The organism is Streptomyces sp. NPDC003027, assembly GCF_053591435.1.
Genome location: NZ_JBSFTU010000058.1, coordinates 1 through 16610 on the forward strand (window position 1 = coordinate 1; position 16610 = coordinate 16610).

Below are 16610 nucleotides of genomic sequence, written 5' to 3' on the forward strand. Positions count from 1 at the left end.
ACGATGGAGCGGCTGCGACGCCCCGTCCCGGACGCCCTGTGGGACGAGCTGCGCGCCGAGGGCCTGCTGCACCCGGACACTCCCACCCCGCCTGTCCGGCCCCGTGGGGGCTACGCGGGCGAGCCGGAGGAGAAGCGCCGCAGGAGCGGCGAGAGCACCAGCACGGACTTGGTGCGCTCCACGAACGGCTCGCCCGCGATCCGCTCCAGGACGCGCTCGAAGTGGCGCATGTCGGAGGCGAAGACCTGGACGACGGCGTCCGCGTCACCGGTGACGGTCGACGCGGACACCACCTCGGGATACCGCTCCAGACCTCGCCGGATGTCGTCCGGGGAGGTGTTGTGGCGGCAGTAGATCTCGACGAACCCCTCGGTCTCCCAGCCGAGCGCCGCCGGGTCCACCCGTACGGTGAAGCCGGTGATGGCGCCCTCGGCACGGAGCCGGTCCACGCGCCGCTTGACGGCGGGCGCGGAGAGTCCGACGAGCGAGCCGATGTCGGCGTAGGAGCGACGGGCATCCTCCGCGAGGGCGTGGACGATGCGTTCGTCGAGGTCGTTGAGTCGCACTACGGGTGGATCACTTCTCTGCGGAGGCCAGTCGGGAGCGGCGCATGCCGTACAGGAAGTAGAACACGAGGCCGACCGCCATCCACGCACCGAAGTACACCCAGGTGATCAGGTCGAGGCTGTACATGCTGTATCCGCAGAAGACGAAACCGAGCACGGGGAAGAGCGGGCCGAAGGGCACCTTGAAGGAGCGGTCCATGTCGGGGCGGCGGTAGCGGAGCACCACGACGGCGATGTTGACCAGGGCGAAGGCGAAGAGCGTGCCGATGCTGGTCGCGTTCACCAGCTCGCCGAGCGGGACGGCCGCGGCGAGGATCCCGCAGAAGAGCGAGACGATCACGGTGTTGGCACGGGGGGTGCCCGTCTTCGGGTTCACCTTGCCGAAGACCTTGGGCACCAGGCGGTCGCGGGACATGGCGAAGAGGATGCGGGTCTGGCCGTAGAGCACCGTGAGGACGACGCTGGCGATGGAGATCACCGCGCCGGCCGCGAGCAGGGTGCCCCAGAAGCTCTGTCCGGTGACATCGTTCATGATCGCGGCGAGAGTGGCGTCGGTGCCGGCGAACTTCTTCCAGTCCCAGGCGCCGACGGCGACCGCGGCGACGAGCACGTACAGCGCGGTGACGATGATCAGGGAGAGCATGATCGCCCGGGGCAGGTCGCGCTTGGGGTTCTTGGCCTCCTCGCCCGCGGTGGAGGCGGCGTCGAAGCCGATGTACGAGAAGAAGAGGATGGCGCCGGCGGCGCCGATGCTCCCGACGCCCAGCGGCATGAAGTCCGCGTAGTTGCCGGACGTGAAGCCCATGAAACCGACCGCGCAGAACAGCGCGAGCGAGGCGATCTTGACGAACACCATGATCGTGTTGGCGCGGGCGGACTCCTTGGCGCCGCCCAGCAGGAACATCATCGCCAGCATCACGACGATCAGGGCCGGCAGGTTGAATATGCCGCCGTCGCCGGGGGGCGCGGTGAGCACCGTGGGCAGGGTCACGCCGAGGGTGCCGTCGAGGAGCTCGTTGAGGTAGTCGCCCCAGCCGACGGCCACGGCGGCCACGGAGACGCCGTACTCCAGGAGGAGACACCAGCCGCAGATCCAGGCGACGACTTCGCCCATCGTTGCGTACGCATACGAGTAGGAGGAGCCGGCGACGGGGATCGTGCCGGCCAGCTCCGCGTACGAGAGGGCGGAGAAGAGCGCCGTGAGGCCCGCGAAGACGAAGGCGACGGTGACGGCGGGCCCGGCGAGCGGAACGGCCTCACCGAGCACGACGAAGATGCCGGTGCCGAGCGTGGCACCGATGCTGATCATGGTCAGCTGCCACATCGAGAGCGTGCGGCGAAGACTGCCGCCCTCACCCTGTCCACCCTCCGCGACCAGCTGTTCCACCGGCTTGCGTCGGGTGAGGGCGGAGAGCACCGAGCTCTTGGGGACGGTCGGCTCGGTGGCCGGCGGGGCTGTGCCTTGATCCAGCACTGCGGGGGCTCCTTGATCGCTGCCTGTCGGGACGCGACGACCGCGGCGGCACGCGAGCCGGGGGAAGGAGCCCGCGAGGGATGGGGGACCGCCGAGCAGGCGGTCGCCGCCACTCCTGGTACGAGGCTTGAGCCTAAGCCTTCACGCTTCGCGTCCGTAATGCAGGGTTGTTGCGCACCTATGGATGATCATTGCGCTGTTGGGGCACAGACGGGGAAACATTGCGCCTCACCGCATGAATCGACACATCGGGGGTGTGAAGCGCTTGCGGCGTGGCATGGACTTCTCATGCCGGACGACCCGCAGCGCGAGCCCTCGGCCCCGCCCCGACCGGAGGAGACACCGGTGCCCTGGCTCGATCCGGAACCCTTTCTGCGCGGTACCGCGTGGCTCGACGGGGGACGTGCGGTGCGCGCCGATCCCGCCGACCTCGACCGGCTGCCCTGGGACATCGCGGAGCGGGCGGCCCTGCCGATCGGGGTGCGGATCGAGTTCACGGCCACGCCGGGCACGCGCGCGGTCGACCTGCGCTACCGCGCCGCCGTTCCCGGGTCCCTGCCGCACTGCTTCGCGCTGTGGCAGCACGGGCGGTGCGTGAGCGAGGTCATGGCGGACGCGGCCGAGGAGGCGACGGTCCGCCTGCCCCTGCCGCCGGAGGGCGGCTCGTTCGCCGTCCACCCGCCCGAGAGCCGGGGGCCGGTCGTCCTGGGCCTGCGGGCGCTCGACGGCGCTCTGTCGCCCGCCCCGCGGCGCCCGCGCTGGCTGGTGCACGGCGATTCGATCACCGAGGGGTGGTGGTCGACCAGGCCGGCCCACTCCTGGCCGGCGACGGCGGGACGGATGCTCGGCCTGGACACGGTCAACCTCGGGTTCGCGGGCGGAGCGCGCGGCGAGCTGTCCCTCGCCGAGCAGCTCGCGACCCTGCCGGGCGAACTCGTCACCCTGGCCTTCGGCACCAACTGCTGGGGAGCCGTGCCGAGTTCGGCCCCGCTCCTCTACGAGACGACGCGGGCGTTCATCGCTCTGGTGCGCCGCGGGCACCCGGACACCCCGCTGCTGGTCCTCTCCCCCGTTCTGCGCCCCGCGGCCGAGACGACGCCCAACGCGCTGGGAGCCACGCTGGCGGAGCTCCGAACCGCGATGGAGGAGGCCGTCCGCGACCTCGTCTCGGCCGGGGACCCCCGGCTGGCGCTGCTGAGCGGACTCCCGCTGCTCGCCCCGGAGGACCTCCCCGACGGCCTCCACCCCGACGACCGCGGCCACGCCCGGCTGGCGGCGGCCGTGGCCGGGGCGCTGCGGGAGGCCGGCTTCGTGGGCCGGTCCGCCGGTCCGACCGCCTGACGCCCTCCCTCGTCTCCGCGCCCGTACGGGAACGGCGAGGCCGGTGTCCGGCCTTCCGGACACGACCGAGGGCCCCCGGGACGCGTGTCCCGGGGGCCCTCTGGGCTACGGTGCTCAGCTCCAGCTGGCGTGCAGCGGCTTGCCCTCGGCGTAACCGGCGGCGCTCTGGATGCCGACGACGGCCTTCTCCTCGAACTCGGCGAGCGAGCCCGCACCGGCGTAGGTGCATGAGGAGCGGACGCCCGCGATGATCGAGTCGATCAGGTCCTCGACGCCCGGGCGGGCCGGGTCGATGAACATCCGGGAGGTGGAGATGCCCTCCTCGAACAGCGCCTTGCGGGCGCGGTCGTAGGCCGACTCCTCGCTCGTACGGTTGCGCACGGCGCGCGCGGAGGCCATGCCGAAGGACTCCTTGTAGTAGCGGCCCTCGGCGTCCTGGTGGAGGTCGCCCGGGGACTCGTACGTCCCGGCGAACCAGGAGCCGATCATCACGTTGGACGCACCGGCGGCGAGAGCCATGGCGACGTCACGGGGGTGGCGGACACCGCCGTCGGCCCAGACGTGCTTGCCGTACTTCTTCGCCTCGGCGGCGCACTCCAGGACGGCGGAGAACTGCGGGCGGCCCACACCGGTCATCATCCGGGTGGTGCACATCGCGCCGGGGCCGACACCGACCTTGATGATGTCGGCGCCCGCCTCGATGAGGTCGCGGACGCCCTCGGCGGCGACGATGTTGCCGGCGACGATCGGGACGTGCGGGTCGAGACCGCGAACGGCCTTGATTGCGGCGATCATCGACTCCTGGTGGCCGTGCGCGGTGTCGACGACGAGGGTGTCCACACCGGCGTCGAGGAGCTGCTTGGCCTTGCCGGCCACATCGCCGTTGATGCCGACGGCGGCGGCGATGCGCAGCTTGCCGTCGGCGTCGGTGGCCGGGGTGTACAGGGTCGCGCGCAGGGCGCCCTTGCGGGTGAGGATGCCGGCCAGACGTCCGTCCTTGTCGACGGCCGGGGCGTAGCGGCGGTTGGCGTGGTCGAGCGTGTTGAACGCGTCGCGCGGGTCGATGTCGGCGTCGAGGAGCAGCAGGTCCTTCGACATGACCTCGGACAGCTGCGTGAAGCGGTCCACTCCGGACAGGTCCGCGTCGGTGACGACACCGACCGGACGGCCGTCCTCGTCGACGACGACACCCGCGTCGTGCGCCCGCTTGGGCAGCAGCGACAGGGCGTCCGCGACGGTCTGGTGCGGAGCCAGGACGATGGGGGTGTCGAGTACGTGGTGGCGGCTCTTGACCCAGGAGATGACGTCGGTGACGACCTCGATCGGAATGTCCTGGGGGATGACGACGAGCCCGCCGCGGCGGGCGACGGTCTCGGCCATGCGGCGGCCGGCGATCGCGGTCATGTTCGCGACGACCAGCGGGATCGTCGTGCCGGAGCCGTCCGGCGAGGTGAGGTCCACGGCCTGGCGGGAGCCGACGGCCGAGCGGCTCGGCACCATGAACACATCGTCGTACGTCAGGTCGTACGGCGGCTTGACGTCATTGAGGAAACGCACGTGCTGAATCCCAGTCGATCGGAGTGGCCCCTAGGCATTTCAGCCAGGGGAAAAAGCACGTAGTTCATTGTCCCACGCCGGTACGGATACCGGACCCGGGCGATTCATCCGAGGCTCGCGGCACCGCTCTTGTCGGATCCTCCGAGCGCGAGGAGCACGGCGAGGCCGGTCGGACGGGTGTCGACCGTCGCGGCGAAGACGTCCTGCGCGATCTGCCACTCCCGCCCGGAAGGTCTCGTAGGGCTCGTCCGTGCACGGCTCGGGAGCCGGGCCGCCGGGCCGGACGCCGTCCCGCTCAGACGCCGTCCGGGTCCGCGCGGTCCAGTGCGGGCCGGGGGCCGGGGGCCTCGGTGAGGAGGTGGTCCGCCGCGGCGCGGTCCGTCACGAGGCTGGTGACGAGACCCGACCGCAGGACCGCGCCGATCGCCGCCGCCTTGCGCTGCCCGCCCGCGATGGCCACGACCTCGGGGATACGGCGCAGCCGGTCGGCCTCGACCGTGATGCAGCGCTCGCCGAGGTCGCGACCCACCCGGCGGCCCTCGGCGTCGAAGAGGTGCGCGGACATCTCGGCGGCGACGCCGAGGGAGGCGTAGTGGGCCCGCTCCTCGTCCGTGAGCATGTCGTGCACGGTCGAGATGCCGGGCTCCCAGGAGCCGATGGACACACAGGCGACCGTGACCTTGTCGAAGTAGTCGAAGGCGCGGGCGATGCCGGTCTGGTTGCGCAGCGCGGCCGCCGTGGCCGGGTCGGGGAGGAGCATCGGCGCGTAGATGGGGTGCGCCTCGCCGCCGGAGACCTGGGCGGCACGGCGTACCGCCTCCACCGAGCCGCGCTCCGCGGTCCCGGCGTCGTACACCCCGGTGAGCTGGACGACCGTGCACGGCGGCAGCCGGTCGAGCGCGGCGGCCATGTGGATGGTCGAGCGGCCCCAGGCCAGGCCCAGGACATCGCCCTCGGTGACCAGCTCGCCGAGCAGATCGGCCGCGACCTCGCCGAGGTTCTCCGGGTCGGGCGATTCGTCCTCGCCCTCCGCCGGGGACTCGACGACGACGGCATGGCGGAGCCCGAAGCGGGCGCGGAGCGCGTCGGAGCGCTCGGCGTCCAGCTCGGCGGGTACGCGGATCTCGATGCGCACGAGGTCGCGTTCGAGCGCGGTCTCCAGGACCCGGGCCACCTTGAAGCGGCTCACGCCGAACTCCTCGGCGATCTGGATCTTGGACTTGCCCTCGAGGTAGAAGCGGCGGGCCATGGCCGCCGCCTGCACCAGCTCCGCGGGTCCCATCCGCAGGGCTGACCGTCCCGCCGAGATACCCGCCACCGCGATCTCCTCACTGCTGCTGTTCACGTACCGCTGCTCACGTCACTGCTGTTCACACTCTGGACTCGCGGTTCATCCTGTCAGATCCCACGGTCCTCGATCAGTCCTGTCGGCCCGCCGTCGGGCCGCGTTCATCTCCCGGTGGCTCAGTGGCCACACGCCCACGCGGCGTTCGCCGTCGCCGCGTCCGCCTTGGCCCGCAGGGCCCGGACGGCCCCGGCCGGGTCGTCCGCGCCGTAGACGGCCGAGCCGGCCACGAAGACGTCGGCTCCGGCCTCGGCGCAGCGCTCGATCGTCGACTCCGCGACGCCGCCGTCGACCTGGAGCCACAGCTCCAGGCCGTGCTTGGAGATCAGCTCACGGGTGCGCCGGATCTTGGGAAGCATGATGTCGAGGAAGGCCTGGCCGCCGAAGCCGGGCTCGACCGTCATGATCAGCAGCATGTCGAGTTCGGGGAGCAGGTCCTCGTAGGGCTCGATGGGCGTCGCCGGCTTCAGCGCCATCGACGCCCGCGCGCCCTTGGCCCGGATCTCCCGCGCCAGCCGGACGGGCGCGGCCGCCGCCTCCACGTGGAAGGTGACGGAGCCGGCGCCGGCCTCCACGTACTGCGGGGCCCAGCGGTCGGGGTCCTCGATCATCAGGTGGCAGTCCAGCGGTGTGTCCGTGGCCCGGCTGAGGGACTCGACGATCGGCACGCCGAGGGTCAGGTTGGGCACGAAGTGGTTGTCCATCACGTCGACGTGGAGCCAGTCGGCACCCTCGACGGCCTTCGCCTCCTCGGCGAGGCGAGCGAAGTCCGCGGACAGGATGCTGGGGTTGATCTGCGCCATGTGCCAAGCCTGCCATGTTCTTGGGCGCTTCTTTGCCGCGGACCGGTTTCGGACCGGGTTCGGTCCGACATCGGCCCGACTTCGGCACCGATCGCGGCGCCCGAGACCGCCACAGGCCAGGCATACCCGGCTTTTCGCCGCCAGGGGGCCCGCCTCCGGAGGCAGGCCCTCCGTCAGGCCGTGCGGCGCAGAAGCGCCAGATACATCGCGTCGGTGCCGTGGAGGTGCGGCCAGAGCTGGACGTCCGGGCCGTCGCCGAGGGCGGGCACGTCCGGCATGAGGGGGCGGGCGTCGATCCATTCGGCTTCGACCGCCGGGCCGCCGCGGCCCTTGAGGACGTCCTCGACGACGACGCGGGTCTCGGCGAGATGCGGGGAGCAGGTCGCGTAGCCGACGACCCCGCCGACGCGGACGGCCTGCAGCGCCTCGCGCAGCAGCCCGCGCTGGAGCGGGGCGAAGCCGTCGAGGTCGGCCGGGCGGCGGCGCCAGCGGGCCTCGGGGCGGCGGCGCAGGGCGCCGAGACCCGAGCAGGGCACGTCCATCAGGACGCGGTCGAAGGATCCGGGGCGCCACGGCGGGCGGGTGCCGTCGGCGGCGATGACCTGGTACGGGCCGGGGTTGCCGGCCAGCGCGCGCTCGACAAGCCGGGCGCGGTGCGGCTGCTTCTCGGAGGCGAGCAGCGCGGCGCCGCGCTCGGCCGCGAGGGCGGCGAGCAGCGCGGCCTTGCCGCCGGGCCCGGCGCACCCGTCGAGCCAGCGCTCGTCGCGGCCCTCCAGGGGCGCCTGGGCGAGCGCGACGGCGACCAGCTGGCTGCCTTCGTCCTGGACGCCCGCGCGTCCCTCACGGACCGCCTCGATGGCGCCGGGCTCGCCGCCCTCGGCCAGCCGTACGGCATACGGCGACCAGCGCCCCGGCAGCACCGAGTCCTCGCCGAGGACCTCGACGAGCTCCCGGGCCGTGGACCGGCCCGGCCGGGCCACCAGCGTCACCTCGGGCCGTTCGTTGTCGGCCTCCAGCAGGTCCTCGATGCCGGCCCGCCCGCCGCCGAGCGCGTCCCACAGCGCGGAGACCACCCAGCGGGGGTGCGAGTGGACGACCGCGAGGTGCTCCTCGGCGTCCTTGTCGTACGGCGGGGCGACCCGCTCCACCCAGGTCTCGAAGTCGTCCTGCGAGATCTTCCGCAGAACGGCGTTCACGAACTTGGCCCGGCCGTCCCCGAGCACGACCCGCGCCAGTTCCACGGTCGCCGAGACGGCCGCGTGGGTGGGAATGCGCGTACCGAGCAGCTGATGCGCCCCGAGCAGGATCACGTCGAGGACCGGCGGGTCGACCTCGCGCAGCGGCCGGTCGATGCACGCGGCGACGATCGCGTCGTACGTCCCCTGCCGCCGCAGCGTCCCGTACACCAGCTCGGTCGCCAGCGCCGCGTCCCTGTCCTCGAACTTCTCGGGCCCCTCCTTCTCCCGCGCCTTCTTCAGCAACGGCGGCAGCACGAGGTTCGCGTACGCGTCCCGCTCGTCGACGGCCCTGAGCGCCTCGAAGGCGAGGATCCGGACGGGATCCTTCTTGGGACGCCGGTACGGCTTGGAGGGACGGCGACGTGCCTGCTCGCTCAAAAGGTGCTCCGCTGACGAAGTGAGAGGTCCAACCCCCTCAGCCTACGTCCGCCCCGCCGAGCCACCCACCGCCCCCTCGGCCGGCGTCGTGAGAGGCCCTACGCGCCGACCCTCTCCCCGGGTGCGATCCGCACGCCACGCGCCCAGTCGGCGGCCTTCATCGGCTTCTTGCCCTGGGGCTGCACCCAGAGCAGTTCGACGGCGTACGAGCCGGTGCCGACGAAGACGTTGTTCTTGCCGGCCGCGAGTTCGCCGGGGGCGAGGTCGGTGCGGTCGGGGACCGGGAGCGCCTGGATCAGCTTGAGGCGCTCGCCCCGGAAGACGGTCCAGGCGCCGGGGGCCGGGGTGCAGGCGCGCACGACGCGGTCCACGCGGAGCGCGGGGGCGGTGAAGTCGACGCGCGCGTCCTCGACCTGGAGCTTGGGCGCGAGGGTGACGCCCTCGGTGGGCTGCGGGACGGCCTTCAGCGTGCCGTCCTCGATGCCGTCCATCGTCGCCGCGAGCAGCCCGGCGCCCGCGAAGGCGAGCCGGGTGAGCAGATCGCCGCTGGTGTCGGTCGGCCGGACGTCCTCGGTGATGACGCCGTAGACGGGGCCGGAGTCGAGCCCCTCCTCGATCTGGAAGGTCGACGCTCCCGTCACCTCGTCCCCGGCCATCACCGCGTGCTGTACGGGCGCCGCGCCGCGCCAGGCCGGAAGCAGCGAGAAGTGCAGGTTGACCCAGCCGTGCGCCGGGATGTCCAGGGCGACGCGGGGCAGGAGCGCGCCGTAGGCGACCACCGGGCAGCAGTCCGGGGCGATCTCGCGCAGCCGTGCGAGGAACTCCTCGTCGCGTGGCCTCGCCGGCTTGAGCACCTCGATACCGGCCTCCTCCGCGCGCTGGGCGACCGGGCTGGCGACCAGGCGCCGGCCACGCCCGGCGGGGGCGTCCGGGCGGGTGACGACGGCGGCCACCTCGTGCCGCCCGGAGGCGAGCAGGGCGTCCAGGGCGGGTACGGCGACCTCGGGGGTGCCTGCGAAGACGAGCTTCATCGGGGGCTGACTGCCTGTCTGTCGGGGCTTTTGGCGGGCGGCGCACCAGTCTAGGTCGTGTCGGCAGGGGGCGTACGTGGGGATGAGCGCCCCGCGCATATGCGTGTACGCCCCCGCAGCGTGACCCCAGGCACGGGTGGCGCGTTGGTCAAGAGAGATTGACCGAAACGGGCCGACCCCTCGTCGTGGCCCGCCCCTATCACACGCCGGTTCGAGAGGCTTTCACATGGCCGACCACGCAACCCACGACGCCCAAGCCCGGGCAAGTCTGCATCTGTTGGTGCGGGACATCGAGCGGGTCCGGCGGCAGGTGGACGCACTGCGCACGCTCACGGCCCAGTTGGGCAATGTCTACCGCCCGCGCCGCTCCGGCCCGTCGACGGGCTTCGTCGTCTACGGACGGGCGCCCGCCCCGACCGTCCGGCTCGCCCAGGAGCTGCGGGACAGCGTCGAGACCCTGGTGACCGCCGCGGTCGACTTCGACCGCTCACTCGGGTTCTCGTGGGACGCGGTGGGCTCGGCGCTCGGGGTCACGAAGCAGGCCGTCCACCGCCGTTACGGCGCCCGGCGCGCGCCCCAGCAGGCGGGCGTCGTGGAACAGGACCGGGCGCCGGAGCCGGGCCCCGCCCGGACGATCCCGGTGGTCCCGTCGGCCCGCACGATGCCCCCGCAGCCCACGCCCGCCACCGCCTCCCTTCGCGAGGACCCCCGCCCGTCGGCCCTCCCGGGCCCGCGCAACGGCTGACGCTCCCCGCTCCTCCGGCCGCCCAGCCCCGCCCAGGGGTCGGGCGGCCGAGCCGCGTCCGGGGCGCGGGACCGGGAGGGCCGACGGGCGGGGTCCCGGACCGGCCGTTCAGCCGGTGACCAGGCTCCCGGCGGGTCGCTGCTCAGCCGATGTCCGGTGGGTCCACCCGTACCCGCACCGGGTCACCGCCGCCCCGGGCCAGACGGGCCGCCTGCGCCTTCTTCAGCGCCGCCGCGAGCGCCGCCCCGTTGCCCGGCGGGACGCGGATCAGCGCGCGTTCCCACTGCTCCCCCGGTGGCGCGTCGCCCGGACGGCGCGGACCGCCCGCCCTGACGACCGGCAGCGGCACCGGGCCCAGGAGTTCGGCGTCGCCGGGCAGTTCGGCGGCCGCCAGGAAGGCCTGGACGGCCTCCGGCGGGCCGGAGACCGCCGCCATCCGGGACACCGGCGGAAAGCCCAGCTCCGCCCGCTCCGCCAGCTCCCGCTGTGCGTGGCCCACGGGATCCCACCGCACGAGCGCCTGCACCGGCCTCAGCGTCGGCTCGGCCACCACGACGACGACGCCGCCCGTCCCGTCCGCCCCCTGCCCCCGTACGAGCGAGGCGGCGTCGATCCAGCGCCGCAGGGCCTCCTCCCCCGCGCGCAGATCGGGCCGGCCGAGCATCGCCCAGCCGTCCAGGAGCAGCGCGGCCGCGTACCCGCCGTCCGCGACGGGCTCGGCTCCGGGCGTCGACACGACCAGCGCGGGCCGCCCCGGCACACGGTCCAGGACGTGGTCGCGGCCCGATGTGCGTACCGGCACGGCGGGGAACGCCCGGCCGAGCTCCTCCGCCGTCCGCCGCGCTCCCACCACCTGGGCGCGCAGCCGGGTCGAACCGCACTCCACGCAGTGCCAGTCGGCGGCGCCACGCCCGCACCAGCCGCACGTCAACTCCCGCTGCTCGGGCGCCTCCAGAGGTCCGGCGCAGTGCCGGCAGCGAGCCGGGGTCCGGCACCGTTCGCACGCCAGCCTCGGCACATAGCCCCGGCGCGGGACCTGGACGAGGACCGGACCGGTCTTCAGCCCCTCCCGTACCGTCTGCCACGCCAGTGAGGGCAGGCGGGCAGCGCGCGCGGCCTCGTCGCGGGCCAGGTCGGTGTCGCCCACGGTCCGTACGAGCGGGGCGGCGGCCCTGACCTGGTCCCGGCGGGCCAGCAGCGGCTGGGCCCAGCCGGACTCCACGAGCTGGGCGGCCTCGACCGTGCAGCTCGTACTGCCCAGGAGGAAGCCGCACCGGTCGTGGGCGGCGCGCAGCAGCAGGACGTCCCGCGCGTGGGGCTGGGGGGCGTGCGGCTCGCTGTGGCTGCCGTCGCCGTCGTCCCAGATGACCACCAGGCCGAGGTCGCGTACCGGAGCGAACATCGCGGCCCTCGTGCCCACCACGGCCCGCACCGAGCCTCGCCGTACCGCGAGCCACTGCGCGTACCGCTTCTCCGGACCGGTCTCCGCCGTCAGCACCGCGTGGCGTCCCTCGCCGAGCACCCGGCCCAGCGCCTCGTCGACCCGGCTGGCCGCCCGGCCGTCGGGCACGACGACGAGGGCGCCGCGCCCGGAGGCGAGCGTGGCGCACACGGCCCGGGCCAGCTCGTCCGCCCAGTGCGGCCCCGGCAGCGCGTTCCAGACCGCCCGCGGCGCCCCGCCCCGGGCGAGGGACTCCAGGAACGCCGGTCCCCGTTCGTACCGCCCCCAGGTGCCGGGCTCCGGCGCCTGAGGCGGCGGCAGCGGCTCCGGCGACGCCTTGCCCTCCGCCCGGGCGCTGCGCGGCGGGACCGCCAGCTGGAGGACGTCCGCCAGGCTCCCCGCGTACCGGTCGGCGACCGCGCGGGCCAGGGCGAGCAGCTCGGCGCTCAGGACCGGCTCGGGCGAGACGACGTCGGCGAGCGCGGCCAGCGCGCCCTTGTAGTCCGACTCGGCCCGCCGCTCGACGAGGAATCCGTCGATCAGCCGCCCTCCCTCGCGCCGCCCGTCCCGGACCTGGTGGGCCCCGGCCCCGAACCGCACGCGCACCCGCACGCCCGGCCGCGCGACGGCGTCCAGCTCCTCCGGCACGGCGTAGTCGAAGAACTGGTCGAGGTGCAGCACTCCCTTGTTGACCACCACCCGTGCCACGGGCAGCTCCTTGGCCAGTGCGGCGCCCCGCCAGGTCCGCGGCTTGGCCCGCGGCACCTTCGCCTTGCGCACGGTCTCCCGGATGAGCGCGAGCTGCTCGGGCGGCTCACCGGCCGCCCCCTCGGGCTTCTCGTTCTCGCTGCTCACAGCCCCATACCTACCAGACCGCACCGACAGCCGGACATGCGGAAGCCCGGCACCCCCGAGGGGTGCCGGGCTTCCTGACAGTGCTTGCCGTGGCTCAGAGACCCGCGGCCTCGCGCAGGGCCTCCACGCGGTCGGTGCGCTCCCAGGTGAAGTCGGGGAGCTCGCGGCCGAAGTGGCCGTAGGCCGCCGTCTGGGAGTAGATCGGGCGCAGCAGGTCGAGGTCGCGGATGATCGCGGCCGGGCGGAGGTCGAAGACCTCGGCGATGGCGGTCTCGATCTTCTCGGGCTCGATGGTGTGGGTGCCGAAGGTCTCGACGAACAGGCCCACGGGCTCCGCCTTGCCGATGGCGTAGGCGACCTGGACCTCGCAGCGCGAGGCGAGGCCGGCGGCCACGACGTTCTTGGCGACCCAGCGCATGGCGTAGGCGGCCGAGCGGTCGACCTTGGACGGGTCCTTGCCGGAGAAGGCGCCGCCACCGTGGCGGGCCATGCCGCCGTAGGTGTCGATGATGATCTTGCGGCCGGTGAGGCCGGCGTCGCCCATCGGGCCGCCGATCTCGAAGCGTCCGGTCGGGTTGACCAGGAGGCGGTAGCCGTCGGTGTCCAGCTTGATGCCGTCGTCCAGGAGCTGCTTGAGGACGTGCTCGACGACGAACTCGCGGATGTCGGGCGCGAGCAGCGACTCGAGGTCGATGTCCGAGGCGTGCTGCGAGGAGACCACGACCGTGTCGAGGCGGACGGCCTTGTCGCCGTCGTACTCGATGGTGACCTGGGTCTTGCCGTCGGGACGCAGGTACGGGATGGTCCCGTTCTTGCGGACCTCGGTCAGGCGCCGGGAGAGCCGGTGCGCGACGTGGATCGGGAGCGGCATCAGCTCGGGGGTCTCGTCCGTGGCGTAGCCGAACATCAGGCCCTGGTCGCCGGCGCCCTGCTTGTCCAGCTCGTCGTCATCGCCCTCGACGCGGTTCTCGTACGCCGTGTCGACACCCTGCGCGATGTCCGGGGACTGCGACCCGATGGAGACCGAGACGCCGCAGGAGGCGCCGTCGAAGCCCTTCTTCGAGGAGTCGTACCCGATCTCGAGGATCTTGTTCCGCACCAGGGTGGGGATGTCGGCCCACGCCTTCGTGGTCACCTCGCCGGCGACGTGTACGAGACCGGTGGTGATCAGCGTCTCGACGGCGACGCGGGAGGTGGGGTCCTCCCGCAGGAGCGCGTCGAGAATGGTGTCGCTGATCTGGTCAGCGATCTTGTCGGGGTGACCCTCGGTCACGGACTCCGAGGTGAACAGACGACGGGACACAACGCTCCCTGTGGTTGCAGCGGCTGCTGGCTCAATGCATGTGCGGACCGGCAGGGGGCTGCGCCCCGCGACGTTCCGCGACCAGTCTATCGGTCATGGTCCCGCATGGGACCGGGTGTCTCGCAAGGTGGGAGCCGGATCATACGAGAAATCGGCCCCCAACCAGCGGGAACACCGCTCCCGTGCGCCCGAGTGGCCCGGTTTCGCGGAGTTTCGCTCCGCCATCGCGGTGATGTCCGGGCGAATCGGAGATTCCGGAATCCTACCCGGACACGGACCGCAGTCGCGGTGCGACGAGGTCCCAGACCGTCTCGGCGAGGGCTTCCTTCGGCCCGTGCGGTACGGGCGTCTCGGCGCCGTCCGCCGCGAGCACCACGGCCTCGTTCTCCTCGGAGCCGAAGGTCTTGCGCTCCCCCACCTCGTTGACCACGAGCAGGTCGCAGCCCTTGCGGCGCAGCTTCTCGCGGCCGTGGGCGAGGACGTCGTCGGTCTCGGCGGCGAAACCGACGACGACCTGTCCGGGGACGGCGCGCTCGGCGGAGATCTCGGCGAGGATGTCGGGGTTGCGGACGAGCTCGACGGTCGGGACGCCGCCGTCGTCCGCCTTCTTGATCTTGCCGGTGGCGTAGACCGCCGGGCGGAAGTCGGCGACCGCGGCGGCCATCACGACCGCGTCGGCGTCGGCGGCGGCCTTCAGGACCGCCTCGCGCAGCTGGACGGCGGTGCCGACGTGCACGACGTCGACGCCCGCCGGGTCGGGGATGCCGGTGTTGGCCTCGACGAGGGTGACCCGGGCGCCGCGGGCGGCGGCGGCCTTGGCGAGGGCGTAGCCCTGCTTGCCGGAGGAGCGGTTGCCCAGGTAGCGGACGGGGTCGAGGGGCTCGCGCGTGCCGCCGGCGCTGACGACGACATGACGGCCGGCGAGGTCGGGCACGGCGGTGCCGCGCGCCAGGACCCTGCGGCAGACCTCGAAGATCTCGGCGGCCTCGGGCAGCCGTCCCTTGCCGGTGTCGACGCCGGTCAGCCGGCCGACGGCGGGTTCGATGACGACGGCGCCGCGGCGGCGCAGCGTGGCCACGTTCTCCTGGGTGGCGGGGTGCTCCCACATCTCGGTGTGCATCGCCGGGGCGAAGACGACCGGACAGCGGGCGGTGAGCAGTGTGTTCGTCAGCAGGTCGTCGGCGAGGCCGTGGGCGGCCTTGGCCAGCATGTCGGCGGTGGCGGGGGCCACGACGACGAGATCGGCGGCCTGCCCGATCCGTACGTGCGGGACCTCGTGGACGGACTCCCACACCTCGGTGGAGACGGGGTGGCCGGAGAGGGCGGACCAGGTGGCCGCGCCGACGAAGTGGAGGGCGGAGTCGGTCGGGACGACCCGTACGTCATGACCGGACTCGGTCAGCCGCCGGAGCAGCTCGCACGCCTTGTAGGCGGCGATGCCGCCGCTCACCCCCAGGACGACCTTCGGCTCTGCCACTGCTGCTCCCCGCACTCGGATGCGTACGACTCCATGAGACACCACAGGCCCGGCGGATGTTCCGCCGGGCCTGTGGTGACGAGCGTCACGCGCTCGGATACGTGCTTACTGCGCCGGGCCCTCGATGGCCTCGGAGGTCAGCAGACCCGCGTTGATCTCACGCAGGGCGATCGAGAGCGGCTTCTCGTGGACGTGGGTGTCCACCAGCGGACCGACGTACTCGAGCAGGCCCTCGCCGAGCTGCGAGTAGTACGCGTTGATCTGACGCGCTCGCTTGGCCGCGTAGATCACGAGGCTGTACTTCGAGTCGGTGGCCTCGAGCAGCTCGTCGATCGGCGGGTTGATGATGCCCTCGGGCGCGGTGATGGAAGAGGACACGCTCTAGCCTTCCGAAGAAACTTCTGGGTGAGCTGATCGGGATGATCAGATCCAGGTGATCAGGAATAGATCAGACAACGTTCATCAAGGCTAGCAGCTCACGCGCCACGTCCTCGACGGAGGTGTTGACCAGGGTGGTGTCGAACTCCCGCTCGGCGGCCAGTTCGATCTTGGCGGCCTGGAGGCGCCGCTCGATGACCTCGGGCGACTCGGTGCCGCGGCCGGTGAGCCGGCGGACCAGCTCCTCCCAGCTCGGCGGGGCCAGGAAGACCAGCTGGGAGTCGGGCATCGACTCCTTGACCTGCCGGGCGCCCTGGAGGTCGATCTCCAGCAGGACGGGCTCGCCCGCCTCCAGCCGGTCCAGGACCGCGCGCCGGGGGGTGCCGTAGCGGTTGCCCGCGAACTCGGCCCACTCGAGGAGCTCACCGTTGGCGACCAGCTTGTCGAACTCGTCGTCCGTGACGAAGAAGTACTGGACGCCGTGCTTCTCGCCGGGCCGCGGCTTTCGTGTCGTGGCCGACACCGAGAGCCAGACCTCGGGGTGGACCTTGCGCATATGAGCGACGACCGTGCTCTTGCCGACCCCTGAGGGGCCGGAGAGCACGGTCAGTCGCGGACGAACCTCTGCTGCCATGCAGCGATTATTCCAGCTTTACGGGTATGCCAGGGACGGCGGTC

Annotated in this window: 14 protein-coding genes; 2 read left to right on the forward strand and 12 right to left on the reverse strand. The window is 72.8% G+C overall.

The window, feature by feature from the left end; translation table 11 throughout:
- Nucleotides 1–110: 110 nt before the first annotated feature.
- Both ACWDX6_RS28160 and ACWDX6_RS28165 read right to left on the reverse strand, forming a co-directional pair.
- Nucleotides 111–566, reverse strand: coding sequence for an Lrp/AsnC family transcriptional regulator (locus ACWDX6_RS28160; RefSeq protein ID WP_015032260.1), 456 nt, complete (start codon nucleotides 564–566; stop codon nucleotides 111–113).
- Nucleotides 567–576: 10 nt separating this feature from the next.
- Nucleotides 577–2040, reverse strand: a complete 1464-nt coding sequence (locus ACWDX6_RS28165; RefSeq protein WP_451487693.1) for an amino acid permease — start codon at nucleotides 2038–2040, stop codon at nucleotides 577–579.
- Nucleotides 2041–2328: 288 nt separating this feature from the next.
- On the opposite strand from ACWDX6_RS28165, the gene ACWDX6_RS28170 reads away from it, so the two are divergent.
- Nucleotides 2329–3381 (forward strand): GDSL-type esterase/lipase family protein, encoded by a 1053-nt coding sequence (locus ACWDX6_RS28170; protein WP_451487694.1) that lies wholly within the window; start codon nucleotides 2329–2331, stop codon nucleotides 3379–3381.
- A gap of 114 nt (nucleotides 3382–3495) precedes the next feature.
- On the opposite strand, the gene ACWDX6_RS28175 is transcribed toward ACWDX6_RS28170, so the two are convergent.
- The 5 genes from ACWDX6_RS28175 to fmt all read right to left on the reverse strand — a co-directional run bounded on the left by ACWDX6_RS28175 (nucleotide 3496) and on the right by fmt (nucleotide 9733).
- Nucleotides 3496–4938 carry a GuaB1 family IMP dehydrogenase-related protein gene (locus ACWDX6_RS28175; protein ID WP_451487695.1) on the reverse strand — a complete coding sequence of 481 codons (1443 nt, stop codon included), beginning with the start codon at nucleotides 4936–4938 and terminating at the stop codon, nucleotides 3496–3498.
- 295 nt (nucleotides 4939–5233) lie between these two features.
- A complete protein-coding gene (locus ACWDX6_RS28180; protein ID WP_451487717.1) occupies nucleotides 5234–6220 on the reverse strand; it encodes a sugar-binding transcriptional regulator in 987 nt (328 codons plus the stop codon).
- Between the two features lie 182 nt (nucleotides 6221–6402).
- A complete protein-coding gene (gene rpe, locus ACWDX6_RS28185; protein WP_451487696.1) occupies nucleotides 6403–7086 on the reverse strand; it encodes a ribulose-phosphate 3-epimerase in 684 nt (227 codons plus the stop codon).
- 173 nt (nucleotides 7087–7259) lie between these two features.
- Nucleotides 7260–8702, reverse strand: a complete 1443-nt coding sequence (locus tag ACWDX6_RS28190) for an RsmB/NOP family class I SAM-dependent RNA methyltransferase (RefSeq protein WP_451487697.1) — start codon at nucleotides 8700–8702, stop codon at nucleotides 7260–7262.
- A 98-nt stretch (nucleotides 8703–8800) separates the two neighbouring features.
- Nucleotides 8801–9733 carry a methionyl-tRNA formyltransferase gene (gene fmt, locus ACWDX6_RS28195; RefSeq protein WP_451487698.1) on the reverse strand — a complete coding sequence of 311 codons (933 nt, stop codon included), beginning with the start codon at nucleotides 9731–9733 and terminating at the stop codon, nucleotides 8801–8803.
- Nucleotides 9734–9959: 226 nt separating this feature from the next.
- Between fmt and ACWDX6_RS28200 the strand changes: the two genes are divergently transcribed.
- Nucleotides 9960–10478, forward strand: coding sequence for a hypothetical protein (locus tag ACWDX6_RS28200; RefSeq protein WP_451487699.1), 519 nt, complete (start codon nucleotides 9960–9962; stop codon nucleotides 10476–10478).
- Nucleotides 10479–10620: 142 nt separating this feature from the next.
- Here ACWDX6_RS28200 and ACWDX6_RS28205 read toward each other — a convergent pair whose 3' ends face one another.
- The 5 genes from ACWDX6_RS28205 to gmk form a co-directional block, all read right to left on the reverse strand.
- Complete coding sequence (locus ACWDX6_RS28205) at nucleotides 10621–12774, reverse strand: primosomal protein N' (RefSeq protein ID WP_451487700.1); 2154 nt, start codon at nucleotides 12772–12774, stop codon at nucleotides 10621–10623.
- Between the two features lie 94 nt (nucleotides 12775–12868).
- Nucleotides 12869–14077 carry a methionine adenosyltransferase gene (gene metK, locus ACWDX6_RS28210; RefSeq protein ID WP_451487701.1) on the reverse strand — a complete coding sequence of 403 codons (1209 nt, stop codon included), beginning with the start codon at nucleotides 14075–14077 and terminating at the stop codon, nucleotides 12869–12871.
- Nucleotides 14078–14339: 262 nt separating this feature from the next.
- Nucleotides 14340–15554 carry a bifunctional phosphopantothenoylcysteine decarboxylase/phosphopantothenate--cysteine ligase CoaBC gene (gene coaBC, locus ACWDX6_RS28215; RefSeq protein WP_451487702.1) on the reverse strand — a complete coding sequence of 405 codons (1215 nt, stop codon included), beginning with the start codon at nucleotides 15552–15554 and terminating at the stop codon, nucleotides 14340–14342.
- A 105-nt stretch (nucleotides 15555–15659) separates the two neighbouring features.
- On the reverse strand, nucleotides 15660–15932 hold the full coding sequence (rpoZ, locus tag ACWDX6_RS28220) for a DNA-directed RNA polymerase subunit omega (RefSeq protein ID WP_005319902.1): 273 nt from the start codon (nucleotides 15930–15932) through the stop codon (nucleotides 15660–15662).
- 70 nt (nucleotides 15933–16002) lie between these two features.
- Nucleotides 16003–16566: a guanylate kinase gene (gene gmk / locus ACWDX6_RS28225; protein WP_403290629.1), complete on the reverse strand. Its 564-nt coding sequence runs from the start codon at nucleotides 16564–16566 to the stop codon at nucleotides 16003–16005.
- Between the last annotated feature and the right edge of the window lie 44 nt (nucleotides 16567–16610).